Source organism: Halogranum amylolyticum (assembly GCF_900110465.1).
Lineage (GTDB): Archaea > Halobacteriota > Halobacteria > Halobacteriales > Haloferacaceae > Halogranum > Halogranum amylolyticum.
In genome coordinates, this window is sequence record NZ_FODV01000013.1 from 75,274 (window position 1) to 95,429 (window position 20,156).

Annotated in this window: 20 protein-coding genes; 2 read left to right on the top strand and 18 right to left on the bottom strand. The window is 62.5% G+C overall.

The annotated features are described in order from the left end of the window. Positions 1-75: 75 nt before the first annotated feature. The 11 genes from BSG17_RS18265 to BSG17_RS18320 form a co-directional block, all read right to left on the bottom strand. Positions 76-963 (bottom strand): F0F1 ATP synthase subunit gamma, encoded by an 888-nt coding sequence (locus tag BSG17_RS18265; protein WP_089826684.1) that lies wholly within the window; start codon positions 961-963, stop codon positions 76-78. Continuing rightward, the gene (locus tag BSG17_RS18270; RefSeq protein WP_089826686.1) at positions 960-2,555 is read right to left on the bottom strand and encodes a F0F1 ATP synthase subunit alpha; all 1,596 of its coding nucleotides are present in this window, start codon (positions 2,553-2,555) and stop codon (positions 960-962) included. Before BSG17_RS18270 ends, BSG17_RS18265 begins: the two co-directional genes overlap by 4 nt. Continuing rightward, on the bottom strand, positions 2,555-3,442 hold the full coding sequence (atpF, locus tag BSG17_RS18275) for a F0F1 ATP synthase subunit B (RefSeq protein WP_089826688.1): 888 nt from the start codon (positions 3,440-3,442) through the stop codon (positions 2,555-2,557). The genes BSG17_RS18270 and atpF overlap by 1 nt, the downstream gene beginning before the upstream one ends. Position 3,443: 1 nt before the next feature. Continuing rightward, entirely contained in the window at positions 3,444-3,992 is a 549-nt protein-coding gene (gene atpE, locus BSG17_RS28655) for an ATP synthase F0 subunit C (protein ID WP_211609204.1), read from the bottom strand. Further along, positions 3,992-4,663 carry a F0F1 ATP synthase subunit A gene (gene atpB, locus BSG17_RS18290; protein WP_089826690.1) on the bottom strand — a complete coding sequence of 224 codons (672 nt, stop codon included), beginning with the start codon at positions 4,661-4,663 and terminating at the stop codon, positions 3,992-3,994. Before atpB ends, atpE begins: the two co-directional genes overlap by 1 nt. After that, positions 4,660-4,989 (bottom strand): AtpZ/AtpI family protein, encoded by a 330-nt coding sequence (locus BSG17_RS18295; protein WP_089826692.1) that lies wholly within the window; start codon positions 4,987-4,989, stop codon positions 4,660-4,662. Before BSG17_RS18295 ends, atpB begins: the two co-directional genes overlap by 4 nt. Next, the gene (gene atpC / locus BSG17_RS18300) at positions 4,986-5,378 is read right to left on the bottom strand and encodes an ATP synthase F1 subunit epsilon (protein WP_170864864.1); all 393 of its coding nucleotides are present in this window, start codon (positions 5,376-5,378) and stop codon (positions 4,986-4,988) included. The genes BSG17_RS18295 and atpC overlap by 4 nt, the downstream gene beginning before the upstream one ends. After that, positions 5,368-6,894, bottom strand: a complete 1,527-nt coding sequence (atpD, locus tag BSG17_RS18305; protein ID WP_089826696.1) for a F0F1 ATP synthase subunit beta — start codon at positions 6,892-6,894, stop codon at positions 5,368-5,370. Before atpD ends, atpC begins: the two co-directional genes overlap by 11 nt. A 252-nt stretch (positions 6,895-7,146) precedes the next feature. Then, positions 7,147-7,404: a bacteriophage holin gene (locus BSG17_RS18310; protein ID WP_089826698.1), complete on the bottom strand. Its 258-nt coding sequence runs from the start codon at positions 7,402-7,404 to the stop codon at positions 7,147-7,149. A 429-nt stretch (positions 7,405-7,833) separates the two neighbouring features. After that, a complete protein-coding gene (locus BSG17_RS27175) occupies positions 7,834-8,199 on the bottom strand; it encodes a lamin tail domain-containing protein (RefSeq protein WP_170864865.1) in 366 nt (121 codons plus the stop codon). Positions 8,200-8,600: 401 nt separating this feature from the next. Further along, positions 8,601-9,089, bottom strand: coding sequence for an Lrp/AsnC family transcriptional regulator (locus tag BSG17_RS18320; protein ID WP_089826753.1), 489 nt, complete (start codon positions 9,087-9,089; stop codon positions 8,601-8,603). 348 nt (positions 9,090-9,437) lie between these two features. On the opposite strand from BSG17_RS18320, the gene BSG17_RS18325 reads away from it, so the two are divergent. Both BSG17_RS18325 and BSG17_RS18330 read left to right on the top strand, forming a co-directional pair. Further along, a complete protein-coding gene (locus tag BSG17_RS18325) occupies positions 9,438-10,763 on the top strand; it encodes an aspartate aminotransferase family protein (RefSeq protein ID WP_089826702.1) in 1,326 nt (441 codons plus the stop codon). Between the two features lie 158 nt (positions 10,764-10,921). Next, positions 10,922-12,265, top strand: a complete 1,344-nt coding sequence (locus tag BSG17_RS18330; RefSeq protein WP_089826705.1) for an acetyl-CoA carboxylase biotin carboxylase subunit — start codon at positions 10,922-10,924, stop codon at positions 12,263-12,265. Positions 12,266-12,329: 64 nt separating this feature from the next. Here BSG17_RS18330 and BSG17_RS18335 read toward each other — a convergent pair whose 3' ends face one another. The 7 genes from BSG17_RS18335 to BSG17_RS18365 form a co-directional block, all read right to left on the bottom strand. After that, the gene (locus tag BSG17_RS18335; protein ID WP_089826707.1) at positions 12,330-13,091 is read right to left on the bottom strand and encodes a LamB/YcsF family protein; all 762 of its coding nucleotides are present in this window, start codon (positions 13,089-13,091) and stop codon (positions 12,330-12,332) included. Between the two features lie 151 nt (positions 13,092-13,242). Next, a complete protein-coding gene (locus BSG17_RS18340; protein ID WP_089826709.1) occupies positions 13,243-14,139 on the bottom strand; it encodes an FAD binding domain-containing protein in 897 nt (298 codons plus the stop codon). Beyond that, positions 14,140-16,509, bottom strand: a complete 2,370-nt coding sequence (locus tag BSG17_RS18345; RefSeq protein WP_089826711.1) for a xanthine dehydrogenase family protein molybdopterin-binding subunit — start codon at positions 16,507-16,509, stop codon at positions 14,140-14,142. Position 16,510: 1 nt separating this feature from the next. Further along, positions 16,511-17,005, bottom strand: a complete 495-nt coding sequence (locus BSG17_RS18350) for a (2Fe-2S)-binding protein (RefSeq protein WP_089826754.1) — start codon at positions 17,003-17,005, stop codon at positions 16,511-16,513. Positions 17,006-17,037: 32 nt separating this feature from the next. Next, entirely contained in the window at positions 17,038-17,652 is a 615-nt protein-coding gene (locus BSG17_RS18355; RefSeq protein ID WP_089826712.1) for an SRPBCC family protein, read from the bottom strand. A gap of 127 nt (positions 17,653-17,779) precedes the next feature. After that, positions 17,780-19,129, bottom strand: coding sequence for a VWA domain-containing protein (locus tag BSG17_RS18360; protein WP_089826714.1), 1,350 nt, complete (start codon positions 19,127-19,129; stop codon positions 17,780-17,782). After that, positions 19,122-20,081, bottom strand: a complete 960-nt coding sequence (locus tag BSG17_RS18365; protein ID WP_089826715.1) for an AAA family ATPase — start codon at positions 20,079-20,081, stop codon at positions 19,122-19,124. Before BSG17_RS18365 ends, BSG17_RS18360 begins: the two co-directional genes overlap by 8 nt. Positions 20,082-20,156 lie beyond the last annotated feature (75 nt).

Below are 20,156 nucleotides of genomic sequence, written 5' to 3' on the forward strand. Positions count from 1 at the left end.
GACGTATCGATTTCTCGTGGCTGTGTCCGCTCGTCTCCTTCTTCGTAGCCCCGGACGGGAAAGCCCATCAGAGGGTCAACGGTCGGCTGTCTCCTCCGTCGTTTCGAACCCGCTGATCACCTGCAGGAGAGCTTGCGTCTCGGCGTGTCTTCGGGCCCATTGCAGCTCTCGGCGCAGGTCGTCCTCGCGCTCCTGGACGTTATCGACGGCCAAACGCATCGTGCGGATCCGGGCGAGCTGCTCGCTCGCCGACGAGTGCAAGACGGCATCGTAGAGCTCGACGAGGAAGCGCTCGGTAACGAGGTGTTGGACAAACGCTTCCAGGTCCTCAGACGCGTGGACGGGAGCGCGAGGAACGTCCTTGTCGGCGGTACCGAGTTCGATCGGCCAGAGCGCCGTCTCGACCGTCTCGTACTCAAACCCTTGCGTGGGTCGGTGGTGGACGACGCGTAGCCCGTCGAGGCCATCCCCCGTGAGGAGGTCCAAGAGATCGAGCGCGAGTTCTTCCACGCGGACATACGGAGGGACGTTGAACGAGGGCAGCGACCGGCTGAACGTCGGCTCGAACCCTCGCTGGGAGAGGACGCGGGACGCCTTCGATCCGAGGACGAGGGGCACGGCTTGTCGCCCCTCCTCCTCGATCTGATCGAGCGTTCGTTGAAAAGTGTCGAGCGCCTGCTCGTTGAACGGACCGCACAAGCCCCGTTCGGACCCCACGAGGAGCACACCGATCCGTTGGCCCGCCCCTTCGCCGAGCAGCCGCGCCCGCTCGGGAGCGGAGAGTTCTCTCGTCGCGCCCCGAAGCATGCGCGAGATATGCGCTTCGTAGGTGTCCAACGTCTCCGAGCGTTCGTCGGCGCGCCGGTAGGCGACCTCCGCAACGGAGCGGATTGCCCGCATGAGCGGTTCCAAGCCGGAGACGGCATCGAGGTGTTCCTCGATCTGGATTGGCTCGCGGCTCACGCTCGGTCCTCCGTGTTCCCCTGGGCGACGTCCTCCTCTCCTCCTTTGTCGCCCTGGCCTGTTCGTTCGCCGTCTCGGAGTTCGTCCGGCTTGGCCGCCTCGAGGGAAGCCCCGACCCAGTCCCGTAGCCGCTCCTCGAGCTCAGGCGTGATCTCGTCGGCGCCCTGAAGCTCCTCAGCGATCCCCGGAACCTCGTCTCGATAGTCTTCCAACGCGTCCTCAAACTCTGGCACCGCCTCGGCCGGCCAGCCCTCGAACAGGTCCTCCTGGTGCGTCCACAAGAGCGCTACCTGGATGGGGAGGTCCGCGATCTCGCGCGGTTCCTGTTGGATTATCTCGACGAGCTGTTCCCCTCGCTCGATCTGCCGCTTCGTCGACTCTTCGATGATCGCACCGAACCGCGTGAACCCCTTGACCTCCTCGTACTGGGAGAGCTCGGGTCGGACCGGCGCGGCAACCTCCCGAAGCGATCCCGGTTGGGCGTCTTCGCCCACCCGGGAGACCGACTGACCGACGTCGATGGCGGGGCGTCGACCCTCCGCGTACAGGTGGGCGTCGAAGTAGAGCTGGCCGTCGGTCATCGAGATCAGGTTCGTCGGGATGAACGCGGTGATGTTCCCACGCTGGGTCTCGATGATCGGCAACGCGGTGGACGACCCGCCACCGTGCCGCTCATCGAGCTTGAAGGAGCGCTCCATCAGGCTCGCGTGGACGGAGAAGATATCGCCGGGGTAGGCCTCGCGACCGGGGGACCGTCGCAAGAGGAGAGACAGCTCGCGAAACGCATGCGCATGCCGAGACAGGTCGTCGTACACGACGAGGCTATGGCTCCCTTGCCACGCGAACCACTCGGCCATCGTGCATCCGGTGATGGCGGAGAGGTAGCGCACGGAGGCTGGGGCATCGGCAGGGGAGAACACGATCGCGGTGTGGTCCAAGGCGTCGTGACGGTCGAGCTGGTCGACGATATTCAGGACGGTCGAACGCTTCTTCCCGATGCTGACGTAGACGCAGTTAACATCCTCGGTTCCCTGTGAGATGATCGCATCCATCGCGGTGCTGGCCTTCCCCGTGTTCCGGTCACCAAGCAGAAGCATACGCTGCCCTCGCCCGATCGGGGTTGCGGCATCGATCGTCTTGATGCCGGTAAGCAGGGGCTCACGGATCGGTTGACGGTCGAGCGGACCCGGCGCAAGCTGACGGATCTCCCGGCGTTCCGTCGTCCCGAGCGCTCGCTCTCCGTCCACGGGTTGTCCAAGCGGATCGACCACGCGTCCGAGGAGCCCGGACCCGACGGGGACCTGGATCGTCTCCCCCGTACGGCGGACCGTGGACCCCGCCTGGATTCCTTCGGTGGCACCGTAGATGGCCACGCCGACGCTCTCCTCATCAAGATCGAGAACCTCCCCCCTCGTCCCATTCTCGAAGGCGACGAGCTCGTGGAGCATCACGGTGGGAAGACCTTGGACGTGAGCGATCCCGTCCCCAACGCTCAGGACGCGCCCGACGTCCTGAACAGACGCTTGGACGCGACGTGACGGGGCCTTCTCGAGAGCCTCGAGAGCCTCTTGGAGCGCCTGATCGAGGTCCATCAGCTGGTCTCACCCCCGTTCTCTTGTGGCTTCTGTGCCCGCTCTTGTTCCTCGTCTTCCTGCTCGCCTCTGGACGGTCCTCGGCGCTCGTGTCCGTCAGCTCGCTCCTCATCGGTCGTCCCCCCGGTCAACGCTTCGAGAGTGTGCTTGACGTTCAGGTCCAAGGCGACGCCTCCGGAGATTAGAGTGAGGCCAGCCACTAGCTCCGGGTCTTCCTCTACGGAAAACTCAAGCTCGGGAACCGAGGACTCGTCGTCCCAAGGAAGGCGGTCCTGCAGTGTCTCCCGAAGGCGCTGCTGGGTCCGCTCTTCGAGGGGATACGCCGTTCGGATCCGGACGGCTCCGTCCGCTTTGCGGATGGCGTCCGCGAGTCGGTCTCGGTCTGCGTCCCCGAGGTTGTCCTGCCCGCTCAGGAACCGGTCGACGAGCTGGTCGTGCAATGCTTCCCCACCCGTCTCCCGGAGCAGGTCCTCGGCCAGCTCGACGGCGGTCTGGCGAGCGCGCTTCTGGATTCGCTCGCGCGCGGCTTGCTCCTCGCGTTGGATGCGTTCGTTCGCCTCTTGACGGATGTCGGCGGCATCCGCCCGCGCCTGCTCAAGGGTCTCTTCCCGTCTCTTGGCGGCTTCTTCACGAGCGTCCCTGCGAATCTTCTCTGCTTCCTCCTGGGCCTCCTCGAGCTTCTCCTCGAGTTCCTCCCGTTCCCGTTCAGCCTCTTCAGCACGCTGCTTCGCCTCCGTAATCTCGGATTCGATCTCCGCTTCCCGTTCCCTCATTTTCTTCCTGAGCGGGCGGTAGAGGAACCGCTGGAGGATCACGAGGAGGATCAGGAAGTTCAGGGACTGGAAGAGGATAGTCAGCCAGTCCACGCCGATACCGATCTCCGCCACGCTATCCCGCCCCCAGGACCGTTTCGAGCAGCGGGTTTGCGTACAGGAGGATCAGCGAGACGATCAGCGCGTACAGGGCCAGGGATTCGAGCAGCGCGAGGCTGATATACAGTGACCGGGAGATCTCGTCTCGAGCCTCGGGTTGCTCGGCGATGGATTCGACCGCTGACTCGACGACTTTACCCTGTCCGATGCTGGCCAGCATCGTGCCCAGGTTGATCGCGACAGCCGCGCCTACGGAGGCGAGGATCAGGAACCACATTGCATCGCCACCCTGGGCTGCAGCCTCGCTCACGCGCCCTTCGAGTGGGTTGGCGAACAGCAAGATCAGGGCAACGATCAGGACGTAGAGCGCCTGGGATTCGATCATTGCCAGCCCGATGTACAGGGTACGGGAGATCACGTCCGACTCGTCGGGCTGGCGGGCGGTGGCCTCGGAAGCGGCGGCAGCAGCTCTGGCCTGCCCGATGGCCGGGAAGAGGACACCCAGTCCGATCGAGATAGCCGTGGTCACGTTGACCACGATGTAGAACCAAGTTTCGGAGACCATCACATCGCCCCCTGGGCGCGCACGGCGCCTCCGATGTACACGATCGTCAGCAGGGTGAAGATGTAGGCCTGCAGCGCCCCGATGAAGAGTCCGAACAGTTCGAAGAGGACGGGAATCACCAGAGGGGCGATCAGCAGGAGGACCGCGATGATGACCTGGTGGCTGAGCATGTTCGCGAACAGGCGGATCGCCAGCGAGATGGTCCGGGTGATGTGCCCGAGGACGTTGATGGGAACGAGTAACCAGGTTGGTTCGGCGAACTGCCGGAGGTACCCGCCCCAACCGTGCTCCTGGATGCCGTAGTAGTGAGCGGCGAAGAAGACGATCAACGCTAACGCTACGGTCGTGTTCAGGTTCGCGGTGGGCGCCTCGAGCAAGGGGAGAGTGCCCATCAGCGCGGCCGAGAGGATGAACACCGCTAGGGTAGCCACGAGTGGGACATATCGATAGCCGGCCTCCTTCTCTGTGACCTCCGAGAGCAAGTTCTCCAGGTACCGGTACCCCCACTCGAGCGCGGCCTGCCACTCGCTTGGCCGCTCACGGACTCGCCGTCCGGCCAGGATGCCTAGTAGGCCGACGACTCCGACCATCCCCGTGGTCTCCAGAACGGTCTGGGGGATCTGGAACTCTCCTCCGCCGGGGAGGGGAAGCCCAACGAGGACCCCCATCATGATCGTTTCCCCTCCTGCTGGGCCTCGGCGACCACGAGGTAGGCTTGGATGGCAGCGATAACGATTCCTGCCCCAAGCAAGCCGAGAGTCAACGTCGGTGTGGTCCCCAGCTGTCGGTCCAGCCACGCTCCCAGGAGGACTCCACCCGCCACCGGGAGTGCCAAGATCCAACCGAGGGAGGTCAAGTAGGCCATGGCCTGCCAGAAGCTCGCTTCCTCATCTTCCTCGTCGCCGTTCCCGCGAGAGGGGACAGGCCAACTTCCGGTCGGTTCGTTCGAATCGTCGCCTTGCCGCTCCCCCCATGGCTTCCAACTGCTTCTCGTCATGATCCCGGTCGCCGTTCCCGCGAGAAGGAACGTGTCATCTTCTGGTAGATCTGGTTGAACCGTCGCCGTGCCTCTTCCTCCATGGCTTCCAACTGCTGCTCTTCGTGACTGATCGCCTCGTCCAGCGTCTCCAGGTCGACTCCTTCCCGCGCAACACCAGTCAAGACGGTGACCTGGTCGTCCTGGACCGACAGGAAGCCACCGTGAACGGCGACCTGCTGGGCCTCACCCTCCAGCAGCCGATAAGAGATCACACCGGGTCGGACGCGTGCCTGGAAGGGGGCGTGGCCGGAGAGGATTCCGATCCAGCCGTCGGGCAGGGGCGCGTTCACGGCCTCCACCTCCGCGTCGATGACGAGTCGCTCGGGCGTACGGACCTCAAGATTCATTGGCTTCTCCTCCACCCTCACGGTCGTCTTCGAGGTCCCTGCGATCACTCGAGGGCGCCCCTGGATCGTCGTCCTCATCCTTGAAGGTCTGGGCCTTGTCGAGGACGTCGTCGATCGTGCCGACCATGTAGAACGCCTGCTCGGGAACGTCGTCATGGTGACCGTCCAGGATCTCGCGCACGCCGCGAAGGGTCTCCTCCAGGGGCACTGAGACACCCTTCTGCCCGGTGTAGCGTTCAGTCGTGAACAGCGGTTGGGTGAGGAATCGTTCCAGACGTCTCGCCCTGAGCGCGGTCGTGCGCTGCTCGCCGGAGAGCTCCTCTATCCCAAGAATTTGGATGATGTCCTTGAGGTCCTCGTACTCGGCGAGCGTCGTCTTGACCCGCTGTGCGATTCGGGCGTGCTCCTCGCCCACGAAGCGGGGGTTCAGAAGCGAGGAACTGGACCGAAGTGGGTCCAGTGCGGGGTAGAAGCTCCGGCTGGCCAGGTCCCGCGTGAGAACCCCCGAAGCATCGAGGTGCGCGAAGGCTGCCACGACGCCGGGATCGGTGAGGTCGTCCGCCGGGACGTAGATTGCTTGCACGCTCGTAATCGATCCCTGTGTGGTACTCGCGATGCGCTCCTGGAGTTTACCCATTTCCAGGTCCAGCGTGGGCTGGTAGCCGATCTCGGAGGGAATCCGGCCCAAGAGCGCAGAGACTTCCATCCCTGCCTGGGCGAACCGGTAGATGTTGTCGATGAAGAGGAGCACGTCTCGATGATCGTGATCCCGGAAGTGTTCAGCGACCGTCAGCGCAGTGTGCGCGACTCGGAATCGGGCACCTGGCGTCTCGTGCATCTGCCCGAAGACGAGCACTGAATCCTCCAGCAAGCCCTGGTCCTCCATCTGCAGGTAGACCTCGTTTGCCTCCCGAGTTCGTTCGCCGACGCCGGCGAACACCGGAACGCCGCCCTCGTGCGTGATGGTTCGCTGCATCAGCTCCATCACGAGCACGGTCTTGCCGACGCCCGCTCCACCGAAAAGCCCGATTTTGCCACCTTTGGGCATTGGGACGAGCAGATCTAAGGCCTTGATGCCAGTCTCGTACGGTTCGCTCGAGGGCCGCTGATCGACCATGGCGGGCGGGTCCTGTTCGATCCCGATGTGGCGGTCCGCTTCAATCGGGTCACCGTGGTCCACCGCGTCGCCTTTCACGTTGAGGGCGCGGCCGAGGACCGATTCGCCGACGGGAATGGGCAACGGCTTCCCCGTTCCGATTACGTCGAGGCCTCGGTGCAAGCCAGCTGGGTTGTCGAGCGCGAGAGCCCTTACCCGGCCGGGAGCGCTGTGGCTCCGGACCTCCGCTATGATGGCTTTACCACCCGGACGAGGGATGGAAAGCGCATCACCAATCCGAGGAAGCGACCCCTCCGGGAACGCGATCTCGAGGACGACATCGTGGATTGCCACGAGTTCACCGTTGGGCTCGTGACCGGGGTCTGAGCGTCCGTCATCCGTTCGATCATCCGTTTGCATGGGATATACCTTGAGGACCCTTCATTGGTATAGAACCAAGAGTGTCGCGTTAACATTCAGCATGAATAGTCAAAAAAGGCGGTGGCCAAATCCCGGTGGTAGAGAACTGACTCCAAGGGGTCTGTCTTCGCTGTAGCTTGTCGGTGAGTACAGAAACACTGAGTATGATGGCCGTTTCTCACAGGAGAGCTGCCGGTTAAAATCGGCTCATTCCTGATGTGCTCGCTGACGATCAGCAGCACCGATCTCCAACTACTGACGAAGTCGATTGTAGAGCCAGGAGAACGAATACCCACCGGACAGTCCGTCGATGAAAGCCCACACGGCGCCAACGATTAGTCCAGATATGGTTTCGTCGTAGCCCCGGTAAACGTCGGCGAGCAACCGTTGCCACCGTCTTCCCCAGCCAAACCGGGCGGTGATGCCAAGTATTACGACTGCACCCGACCAGAGGAGGCCACACGCCAGTGCGAACGCTCGGGTATCGAGTTTCGTGGTCTCGGTCGCCATGTGATTTCATACTATTGCACGGAGTATAACTCTCCTGCCGGTCTATGCAGAAACGAAGGCCACTCTTCGCTGCCGGATTTGGTTTGACGGGTCGAACTCACTCGGACGCGGTAGTCATGTCGCACCATCGATGCAGTCACCAATTGATTTAGAGAGATGGAGGTGTTCGTCGGGATACTCTGCTGTCTCGAATACTCGGAGTATCGGCCTCAACATATGGTGTATGGCAGTCGCCGTTTGAGCCGCCTACCTCCTCGTTATTCTGAAATTAGCTTACTCCAAACATCGATGACTCGGATCCCCTTTCGCGTTCAGGCTACGAACCCGATAACGGCCTGTAAAACGTGGGTCAACTACATCCTGCTTCGCTCACTCTGGTGACGTTGCTCGTTGAATGTCACCATTCCAGGATATCCTACGCTGTCCTGCCTATTCGTTGTAGGATTCGCGAATTCGGAGCACACCATCAGCATCCCGAACAACGACCGTATCGCCAACGTTTCGCCACAACGGCCTATCTGACCTCCAATAGAAGTCCGAGTCCGTATTTGTCCCATCCCCACTGTGGAGCGTCACTCGGTCTCCTTCGTCTAGAATCGTGTCCTCCGGAAACTGAAACGTGTTTCCACCCTCGTCTTCGACTGACCAGCCAGAGATATCCAACGCGCTCGTTCCATCGTTTTTGAACGTGACGTATTCTTGTTCGAGATGACGTTCGTCTCGCCCGGAGGGGTTCTCTCGGATTTCGTCGACTACGAGGTCGCTGTGGTGAACCTTGTTTGATTCGTCGTTCATCGTCAAACCCTCATCTGTCGTACGTGGCCAAGGAGTAAAGCGTATATGGACGGATTGGTTTTCAGGACCCACAAACGCAGGTTCTCGAATCGAGCGAATTTGCCGGAGTCGATTGTTACAGCTGAAATTGAACGATGGCGAGTTCGTCAGACTGATCAGGCGCTGACTCAGATTCGGGGGCGAGACGAAGAAACTGACCGACCACTCGGTACGTCTCAAAATATGCCGAGAGCATCGCGTCTCGCTCATCGTCCCTGACTAGTACTCCAGTAGCAGGACGTTGACCCCTCGTAACCAAATCGTGCAATCCAGTGGCGTCGTGAAATTCTTCCCCAAGATGATAGCCTCCTCGATCAGGGTACAATGAGCCAAACTAAACACCGCTGGTCGGACAGGAGGAGTTACTTTTCGGCTAACGTGTCGACGAGTGTTTCGTACTCGAAGTCGTTGATCGGGTACGTCTCGTCTTTCACCGTCGAGATGACGAACTTCGAACTCGTCCGCTCGATCTCGGCGATTGATTCGTAGTCCTCGATGATGGATTCCACCATCGCCCGTTTCGTGACGTTGGCGATGACGACGAAGTCGGTGTCTCCCATCGTGAAGTACACCTGATTTACTCCCTCGATAGCTTCGAGTTTCTCACCGACAGTCGTGTGGTAGCCCTCGCCGAACTCCGCGTACACCTCGCTGATTAACGTGATATCGACGCCAATCTCCGAGAGGTCCATCTCCATGAGGTCATTTTTCAATACTCCCTCCTCTCTGAGTTGTTTAAGACGGTAGTGCACCGTCGACTTCGGAATCCCAGTGATGTCCTGAATCTTGTCCGGACTGTTGGTACCCTCTCCCGCGATAGCCTTGAGAATTCGAATATCTTTCTTGTCCATATCTGTCTCGTCCGTCTCCGAATGCAGCCACATCCCACGACAGTGTCGGTTATCTCTTTGTTTCCGTCTATCGTGGTTAAACATTCCGTATCGCTTGAACAGTGTCTAGTTCAACAGAATATCCTCCAACAGAGGTCAACATCTGCGGTTCTCTGCCGTTTCGACCTTCGTTCGTCGGGGAATCTCGGCAGAGAGGGTCGGCGACAAAGCAGACCGGACGTTCTCGTATGAAGCGAACCACGACCGAGCCCTCTGAGGTGAATCTACATAAATCGAATGAGCGGCAGATATATCGGATGTTATCCGGTATATTTATAGAACTTAGAATACGATCCAGTATAAGTGATTATGTCCGGTCATCAATCCGATGAGGAGCAGTCGAATGCGAGCACGATCGATCAGTACGACGAGTACGTGATGCCTGTCTGGAAATCGCTCCACGTCCCGATCAAGCGTGCTTCCGGCTGTCTCCTCGAAGACTTCGAGGGGAACGAGTATCTCGATCTCTTCTCGGGGATCTCCGTGACGAACGTCGGCCACGGAAACACGGCCGTCGTCGAAGCAGCGAAGTCGCAGCTCGACGAGTTCACACACGGCTGTTCATACGTGCACCCGAACCAGCCGGTAGCAGATCTCGCCAGAGAGATCGCCGACGTAGCGCCCGGAGACCTACAGAAGACGTTCTTCTGTAACTCCGGGACGGAGGCCGTCGAAGGGGCGATCAAGCTCGCTCGTAAGTACACCGGATCGAAAGAGGTGGTCGCACTAGAGATGGGCTTTCACGGGCGGACGCTCGGGAGTCTGGCGCTTACGGGCAACAAGGCCTACAAGAGCGGCATGGCGCCGACGATCAACGACGTTGCGCACGCACCACCACCGTACGCCTACCGGTGTCCACGCTGTGACAGCGAGCGATGCGACGCTGCCTGTGCGGAGCAGCTCGAGCGGACGATCGGAACCCATACGAGCGACGACCTAGCGGCCGTCGTTCTCGAACCCGTCATGGGCGAGGCGGGTATCGTCGTCCCGAGCGCCGAGTGGTTGCAGCGGGTCAGTGCGATCACACACGAACACGACGCGCTGCTCGTCGTCGACGAGGTACAGACGGGTTACGGGCGGACCGGCCGGATGTTCGCCAGTGAGCAGTTCGATCTCGAACCCGACATCCTCACGCAGGCGAAAGGGATCGCGAACGGCCTCCCACTCGGGGCTGTTACCGCCTCCGAAGAGGTCGCGAACACCTTCGACCCCGGCGATCACTTCTCGACGTTCGGCGGCAACCCTGTCTCCTGTGCCGCCGCTCTCGCGACGATAGACGAACTCCGAGGCGGGGTCGTCGACGACGCTCACGAACGAGGCGTATGGTTAGAGACCGAGCTGAAAGCACTCGAAGACGAGCACGAGGTCGTCGGTGAGGTACGCGGACTTGGGCTGATGTGGGGCATCGAACTCGTGGAACCAGGGACGACGGGACCACAGCACGTCGCTCCACGTCCCGATAGCGAACTCGCTCGCGCCGTGAGCGCGCATCTCCGAGCCGACTCGAACGTCGTCATCGGCGTCGGTGGCTACTATAACAACGTTCTGCGCTTCCAGCCGCCGCTGTCAATCTCTCAAGAGCAAGTCGAGCACGCTGTTGAACAGATCGACACCGCCCTCGATGCGACGGTCTGAACTCGATCGATCGGTTAGAACATGTCGTGTCACCCGACGGTGCAGTCGACTCGATGGGAACTGTCGGTTCTGTTTCGCCGATCCGCCTGAATAAGACGCAGTTCAATAATTATCGAAAGGGTAGGTTTATCCACTAATCGTTCACACACAGTTGTACGATGTTTGAAAAGGTACTCGTCGCGAATCGCGACGAGATTGCCGTTCGGGTCATGCAGGCGTGCAAGGAGATGGGGATCGACACCGTTGCAGTCTACAGCGACGCAGACGAGGATGCGAAACACGTGCGTATCGCCGACGAGTCCCACCACATCGGCAGTTCGAAGGCGAGTGCGAGCTACCTAAATCAGGAGGCACTCCTCAACGCTGCTCAAGCGACCGACGCCGACGCAGTTCACCCAGGATACGGGTTCCTCGCCGAGAACGAGTCCTTCGCGGCAGCCGTCGAGAACAGCGACTTCGAGTGGATCGGACCGCCGAGCGACGTCATGGCGAACTTCGGTGAAAAAACCGAGGCCCGGAAGATCATGGCTGCGGCGGACGTGCCAATTGTCCCTGGGACGACCGAGCCAGTCACGGAATCGGCGGCGGTCAAAGCGTTCGGAGAGGAACACGGCTACCCGGTCGCGATCAAAGCCGACGGCGGTGGCGGCGGTCGCGGCCTCAAGGTCGTCCACGACCCCGATCAGATCGAGTCGAAACTCCAAGAAGCAGTACGCGAGGGTAAGGCGTACTTCGACAACCCGAACGTGTACCTCGAACGGTTTCTGGAGAACCCGCGACACATCGAAGTTCAGGTCATCGGTGACAAACACGGAAACGTCAGACACTTCGGTGAACGCGACTGCAGCATCCAGCGCCGTCAACAGAAACTCCTCGAGGAGTCGCCGTCGCCCGTCTTGGATGACGACACCCGCGCCGAACTCTGTGAAGCCGCTTGTCGCGGCGCCGCGTCGGCAGACTACGTCAACGCCGGGACAGTCGAGTTCCTCTACGAAGACGGCGAGTTCTACTTCATCGAGGTCAACGCCCGGATCCAGGTCGAACATACGATCACCGAAGAGCGTACCGGAATCGACCTCGTGAAGTGGCAGCTCCGAGTCGCCGCTGGCGAGGAGCTCTCGTTCTCTCAGGACGAAATCGAGACTCGCGACACCGCCATCGAGTTCCGCATCAACGCCGAGGACCCGGACAACGATTTCACTCCGCTACCGGGGACGCTCTCGACGTACAAACCGCCGCGCGGGATCGGCGTCCGCGTCGACGACGGTGTCGACGAGGGTGACGCGATCGCTCCCTTCTACGACTCGCTGTTCGCGAAACTGATCGTCACCGGTGAAGATCGGGCGGAGGCCATCGCTCGCGGCAAGCGTGCCCTCGACGAGATGACGGTCGAAGGCGTGCCGACGACGATCCCGTTCCATCGAACGCTGCTGGAGGACGAGGGCTTTTTGGCCAACGAACACACCACGAAGTACGTCGAGCGAGAGCTCGCCGACGAGTGAGATCGTGGAGTCGCTCTCGACTCACCTCTGTCACTGCGAACTGTGACTTGGAAGTGATGCGAAATCAGGCGACCTCGGACAGCGACGCCAGGCGGATGTCGTAGTCGTCGAGACGGTCGTGGATCGCCTCGAGAATCTCGACCGCGTTCGGATTGTCGCCGTGGATGCAGATGCTGTCTGCAGGGATCGAGATCTCTTCGCCGGTGGCCGCTTCAACGACGCCCTCGGTGGCGATGGAGACGAATCGGTCGGCGACGAGTTCGGGGTCGCGATCCTCGAGCTGTTTCTCGACGATCAGCGACCGGTCTGCTCGGTAGTCTAAGTCGACGTACCCCTCGTAGACGGCTTGGAGCCCGTCGATCTCCTGTGCCACCTCGTAGATATTCATGTCGGTCGCGAGGTAGATGAGGTCGTCGTCCACCTCGAGCATCCCCTCCATCACGGCGCGGGCGTGTTCGGGACTCTCCGAGAGCATCGAGTACATCGCCCCGTGGGGTTTGACGTGTTGTACCGTCGTCCCGTGTCGTTGGGCGAACGCTCGAAGCGCACCGAGTTGGTACACGACGTAATCTCTCACCTCTTCGGGGGTGGCGTCCATCTTCCGTCGCCCGAACCCCATCTTGTCCGGCAGTCCCGGGTGGACGCCGACACCGACCCCGTGCTCTGCGGCCAGTTCGACGGTCTCTCGCATCACGTGGGGGTCACCCCCGTGAAAGCCGCCTGCGACGTTCGCGGAGGTGATGTAAGGCATGACGGCGTCGTCATTTCCCATCTCCCAGTTCCCGAAACTCTCACCCATATCGCAGTTGATATCGATCGACGGCATACGAGTTAGTCTGTCACATCTTCGCATATATCTTTCCACGACCACTCACGTACCGCCCACGAGCGGTGTGACTCGGACCGGCGTCGAGACGGTGCGCTGTCCGGAGGGATGTTCGACCGTGGACGACCGAGACGACGAACGAGGAGGAGGGTCAGTCGGCTTCGGTGTCCGTCATGGACCCGACTCGCTCTATCGCCGTGTCGATGGCTCGCTCCGTGTACACCTCGAGTAGATGCGCTCGAAAGTCGCTCGAGGCGGTGTCGTCTTCCATCAACAGATACGGTTCGACGTCGTCGGTCGCGTGCCCGGCCGCTCGATGGGCGATACCACCATCGAGGGCTTCCCCGGTCAACGTCTCTTCGACCGGTTTCAGCCGCATCGCGTGGTCGAACGCACCGTTCGCCCCGATCCGAGCGTCCATGATCGTCTCGCCGTCGGTCTCGAGCACCACCGCGACACCGACCAGTGCGTATCCCGACGATGGACTGGGTTTCTTGACGTACGCTCCCGCGTCGTTCTCTCCGAGATGTGAGAGGTCGATACCAGTGAGGAGTTCGTCCTCACGGATGTCCGTAGTGAACATCGCCTGGAAGAACTCCGCGGCGGGGACGCTTCGGTCTCCGCTGGGCCCCTGCAGTCGGACGGTCGCATCGGAGACTAACACCGCCGCCGGTAGATCTGCGGCCGGGTCAGCGTGTGCGACGTTGCCGCCGACCGTTCCCACGTTGCGGACTTGGACGTCGCCGATCTCGGCGGCGGCCTCCGAAATGACCGTCGACCGGGCGAGCGTCTCGTCGGCCGCGACGGTCGCGTAGGTGGTCATCGCACCGACCCGACTCGACTCCTCGCCGTGGTCGACGCCGTGTAACTGGTCGATGTCGGCGATGTCGACGACCACCTCGGGTTTCGAGAGTCCAGACTTCATCGTCGGGAGGAGACTGTGCCCTCCCGCGATCAGTTCGACGTCTCGATCGCCGTGTTCTACGAGCAGGTCGACGGCCTCCTGGACGTCCGTAGGTGCGTGGTACTCGAAGGACGAGGGGTACATCTACGACCCCCCCGCCGACTCGACCGCAGCCCAGATCGTCTCGTTCGTGAGCGGCATGTCGAGGTGGTCCACGCCGAACGGTTCGAGCGCGTCCACGACGGCGTTGACGACAGCCGGCGTCGCGCCGATCGTCGCCGACTCGCCCACACCTTTCACCCCGAGCGGGTTATGCGGGCTCGGCGTCACCGTGCTGTCCGTCTCGTACTCCGGTAGATCGCTCGCGCGTGGCAGGGCGTAGTCATTCATCGACCCGGTCACGAGGTTGCCGCTCCCGTCGTACTGCGCCGCCTCGAAGAGCGCGGCGCCGATCCCCTGCGCGATACCGCCGTGGATCTGCCCTTCGACGATCATCGGGTTGATCTGCTCGCCGCAGTCGTCGACGGCGACGTACCGCTGGATCTCGACGTCACCGGTCGTCGGTTCGACTTCGACGACCGCGACGTGCGTCCCGAACGGGAAGGTGAAGTTCTCCGGGTCGTAGTAGGAAGTTGCCTCCAGCCCGGGTTCCATCTCGTCTGGAATGTCGTGACCGAGGTACGCCTGCATCGCCACGTCCGCGATACCCATCGAACGCTGCGCTGCGCCCTTCACGCGGAACTCGCCGTCCTCGAACTCGACGTCATCCGCGTCGGCCTCCAACTGGTGGGCGGCGATCTTTCGGGCCTTCTCGACGACTTTGCGGGCGCTCGTCGACACCGCACCCCCGCCGACCGGGGCGCTCCGACTCCCGTACGTCCCCATCCCCTGTGGGACCTCGTCGGTGTTGCCCTCGACGACTTCGACGTCCGCGATCGGGACGCCGAGTTCATCGGCGGCGATCTGTGCGAGTGTCGTCCGGTGTCCCTGCCCCTGATCGGCCGTCCCACAGGCGACGACGATCTTCCCCGACGGGTGGAACCGGACGACGCCGACCTCCCAGCCGCCGGCCTGTGCGCCGAGTTCCCCGGCAGCCTTCGACGGGGAGAGTCCGGCCGACTCCACGAAGTTCGCCACCCCGATTCCGAGGTACCGACCCTCCTCGCGGAGCGCGGCCTGTCGCTCGCGGAGGTCGTCGTAGTCGACGATCTCGAGCGCGCGGTCCATCGCTCGCTCGTACTCGCCGCTGTCGTACACCAACCCGACGCTCGTCTCGAACGGGAACTCGTCGGGGGCGACGAGGTTCGTCCGTCGCAACTCAGTCGGGTCCAGCCCCAACCCGCGGGCAGCCACGTCGAACAGTCGCTCGGTCACGTAGATGCCCTCGGCGCGCCCAGCGCCTCGGTACGCGTCGACCGGTGCCGTGTTGGTGAAGACGCCGACGACGCGGCAATGGATGGCGGGGATGTCGTACTCGCTCGAGAGGATGGTGGCGTAGAGATACGACGGCGTCGCCGTCGCGAACTGCAGCAGGTGTGCACCGAGTCCGGCGTGAGTCTCGACGCGCATCGCACGGACGGTGCCGTCGTCGTCGACCGCGAGTTCCGCCTCAGTGATATGGTCGCGCCCGTGACTCCCGGTGACGTAGTCTTCGCTCCGAGTCGCCTGCCACTTGACGTCGCGTTCGAGTCGCTTCGCACACCACGCCGTGATGGCCTCGTCGGGGTAATGGTAGATCTTCTTGCCGAAGCCACCACCGACTTCGGGGGCGATAACTGTGAGCTTGTGTTCCGGATGTCCGAGCGTTGCCGTCGACATGAGCATCCGGTGTAGATGCGGGTTCTGCGACGTCATCCAGACGGTCAGCTCGTCGGTCCCTGGGTCGTAGCTGGCCGCCGCGGCGCGCGGTTCGACTGGGGTGGGGAGGATCCGCGGCTGTTCGAGTTCGACGGTCGACACGTGGTCTGCTGCGGCGAACGCCTCGTCGACGGCGTCGGCGTCGCCGAGTTCGAAGTCGAAGGCGACGTTGTCTTCGGCCTCCTCGTGGACCGGCGGCTCCGCTCCGACCGCCTCCGTGGGCGTGGTCGCGGCGTCCAGTCGCTCGTAGCTCACGTCGACGTCGTCGAGCGCGTCGTGGGCGACGTACCGGTCCTCCGCGACGACCGCGGCGATCGCGTCCCCCGAGTGACGGACCTTATCCGTCGCCATGAGTCGATACTGCGGCGTGACGAGACCCGGCAGCATCCACGCCGTCGGGATACTGTTTGGAATACCGCTGGCTTCGATGTCCTCGCCGGTGAAGACCGCGATGACGCCGTCTCGCTCTGCCGCCGTCGACGTGTCGACGCTCTCTATTCGAGCGTGTGCAAACTGACTCCGCAGAATCGCGACGTGCGCAGCGTCTGGGAGTTTGTCGTCTGTGAACTCCGCCTTGCCGGTGAGAAGCGACGGATCCTCCCGCCGTTCGACGGACGATCCGAACACCTGATCGGCCGCGTCGGGCGACGTCGTCATCTCACTCGCTCGCCTCCTGGGCGGACAGTTTCTCGGCGGCCGACTCGACCGCGTTCACGATGTTCTGATAGCCGGTACAGCGACAGAGATTCCCCTCGAGCGACGCGCGAATCTCCTCCCGCGACGGGTCCGGTTCCGCCTCCAGAAGTGCGCTCGCCGTCATGAGCATCCCTGGCGTACAGTAACCGCACTGGAGACCGTGTTCCTCCTGAAACGACTGCTGCAACGGGTGGAGTTCACCGTCGTCGGCGAGTCCCTCCACCGTCGTGATCTCGGCTCCGTCGGTGCGGACCGCGAGCAACGTACAGGACTTGACCGGGTCGCCGTCGACGTGCACGGTACACGCACCGCAGAGGCTGCTCTCGCAGCCGACTTTTGGACCCGTGTACCCGAGGTCCTCGCGAAGCGCGTGTACCAACAGCGTCTGTGGTCGTACGCTCAGTTCCCGCTCCGTCCCGTTCACTGTGAGTGTGATGTCGTGATATTCCTGTGTCATGTTTGACCGTCCTCGCTCCGTCCGTTCGTGGTTCACAGCAGTCTCCGCACGCGGTCACGGAGGTTCTCTCGGTCGTCCGTCGCCTCGGCGTCGCCGACCTCGTTCAACCGGTCGGCGACGTCGTCGAAGAACTGGTGAACGACCCGGTTCGCGACCGGGTTGATGACCCGGCCACCGAGTTGGGCGATACGGCCGAACACGTCGGCTTCGGCCGCCCACTCAACGACGACGCCCGTGTCCGTCTCTGCCAACTCCATCCCCGCCGACAGCTCGAACGAACTGCTGGCGGCCGATCCCTCACCCGAGGTGCGCATCCGCGGGAACTCTCGTTCCGTGATTACCACCACGGACTCGAAACTCGGTTTGACGCTTCCGACGCTGAGTTCGAGCAGCGTCGCGTATCGGCCGCCCTCTTCGAACGCTCGCTCGGCGACGTCCTCGGGCGTCGCTTCGGGAAGAATCGGCGGGTCGGCAGCTCGGTCGGTCATCTCCGTCCGCAGCTGTTCGAAGTCGACGTCCTCCTCGTCGACTCGTACGAGGAACTCACAGCCCGGAAGAGCCGTCTTGATCATGTACGGATCCGACAGCGCGAGCCAGACCTCCTCGACCGTCACGTCGTCGATCTCGAAATCGCCATCAAAGTTCATTATGTACTCTGCTCACCATACCTTCTCGGACCGAGTACAACACTAAAAAACTATGCTAAACGTGAACTAATGACGCGCTCCGAATGTAAGATTATATTCGTTGCGCGTCGGGAGGACGTCGGGGTCATCACCGCTCTGAACGTTCCGATCGGCGATGTCGACGCCGGTCGTACTCGAAGCCGACGTTGCCGCCGAGACCGCGTACGCGGAGCTGTCGTGTCATCTCTTCGACGTCGTCCACAGACGAGAACGAGAACAAACCGTCGACGTACGGGTACGAGACGGTCATGCCGCGACACGTGGGCTCGTACTCCGGGGCAGACGCCAGCGGGTTCAACCAGAGCGTCGCTGCGGCACACCGAGAGAGCCACGTGATACCCCGTTCGAGGCGGTCGAGTTCGCCCACCTCCAGCCCGTCGCTGATCACGAAGACGACCGTCTCACGGTCGACCACGGGGGGATACATCTCGCGGAGCGTCTCGATCGCGTGTCCGATACGGGTGCCGCCTCCCCACTCCGTCTCTGCGCGTTCGAGCGCCGCCAACACGGCTCCCGGGTCGGATACAGCGAACTGAGCGGTCACGTCTCGCACGTTGTCGTCGAAGAAGAACACCCGCGTGTCGCGCCACCGAGCGGTCGTCTCCGAGAGGAACCGAAGCAGGAAGCCGCGATCGATCGTGTCCAGTACCGACTGACTGACATCGACGAGAAACGTGGCCCGGACACGGTCTGTCCGCCGCTCCCGTCGTGGGAGGTCGGCGACCATCCCCCCGGTGGTGAGACTCTTCCGCAACGCGCGGCGCAGATCCGGTCGTGCCGTCCCGTCACGCCGCCAGCGACGACCGGTCACCGTCGCGATCACCCGTGTGAGCTGTTGAACTGCCGACTTCAGCCGCTCTGACTCCGCGTCGCGTCCGAACTCGGCTGCCAGCGGCGAGCGCGCACCGGTCCGACTGTAGGTGGCGGCGGAGACGGATGTGGCGTCACTCGCGGGGTCGAGGGCGTCGCCGAGAGCGCGTGTGACGGCCGGTTCCGCGGCCCGTTCCGTATCGTCTGGACCTGCCTCGCTGGTCTCGGCGGTGCTCGCGTCTGAACCACGGAGGGGACGGACCTCGAGCTGTGTCGTCTCCGCATCGTCGGCGGTGTCTATATACGGTTCGTCCGAGTCGCTCGTGAGCCGACGCCAGAACGTCTCGAAGAGCCGTTCGAAACGCTGGGCGTCCTCCTGCCGTGTGAGCAAGACCGCTTGGAGTGCCGCTCGCGTCCGCTCCGGCGTCAACTCGAGTTCGACGAGCGCCTCCGCCGCGGTGATGCTAGTGATTACGGGAACTTCCGCCCCCACTTCCCGCAGCGCGCGAGTGAACCGAACGAGTTCGCTCGCGACATCGGGAGACACCTCCGTAGCGTCTCGTCGTTCGACGTCGGACGCCGGCGATTCGGAACCGACCGCCTCCTCGTCGGGTGGGCCGTCAGTCATCTTCGTCCGTCTCCGACGCGGGCACGCTGGCGACGTCGCTTCGGGCTTCGTGTGCCGCCTCCAGAAGTTCACCGATCAACCGCTCGTCGACGCGCTCGACGTCTTCGGCCTCTTTCAGTAGACAGCCGAGCGTGTGTTCGACGTCCGCGGACGTCAGCGGCGTCCCGTCGTGACCGAGCGCCACGATGGCGCGAGCCCAGTCGATCGTCTCTGCGGCGCCCGGTCGCTTGAGAAGCGGCTCGTCACGGAGACTGTTCGTCATCGCACAGAGTTCGGCCGCGACGACGGCGTCGAGTTCGGGGACCTTCCGTGCCAGAATAGCGCGCTCTTTTTCGATGGACGGCGGCTCGACGTGGAGATAGAGACACCGGCGCTTCAGTGCGTCGCTCAGCGACCGCGTCCGGTTCGAGGTGACTACTACGAGCGGGGGCGTGTCGGCACGGACGGTTCCCAGTTCGGGAATCGAGATCTGGAAGTCGCTGAGTAGCTCGAGGAGTACGGCCTCGAACTCCTCGTCGGCCCGGTCGATCTCGTCGATGAGGAGGATCGGTGGCGTCGTGTCGCCACTCCTCAGTGCGCGCAGGAGCGGTCGTTCGAGGAGGTAGTCCTCGGTGAACACCGACTCGTCCGTCGTGACGCCGCTCTCACCGGCCTGCACGGCTAGTAGTTGTTTCGTGTAGTTCCACTCGTAGAGGGTGCTCTCGGCGGTGAGACCTTCGTAACACTGTAACCGTATCAGCTCGGAGTCGAACCCCTCGGCCAGAACCTTCGCCAGTTCGGTTTTTCCGGCACCCGGCTCTCCCTCGACCAAGAGCGGTTTACCGAGTCGAATCGCCAACAGGACGGTCGTCACGATGTCGGCGGCGGCGACGTAGTCCTGTTCGTCGAAGAGAGTTCGAATCTCCTCCGCTGTCGTCGCTTCGAACGCATCGGTGTGGCCGTCTCGGGTCATTCTGGTCTGACTCCTGTTGACGTGCAGGCAATAAAACGTACTCGGACACCGCTACTCTCCGGACACTCGCTGTGT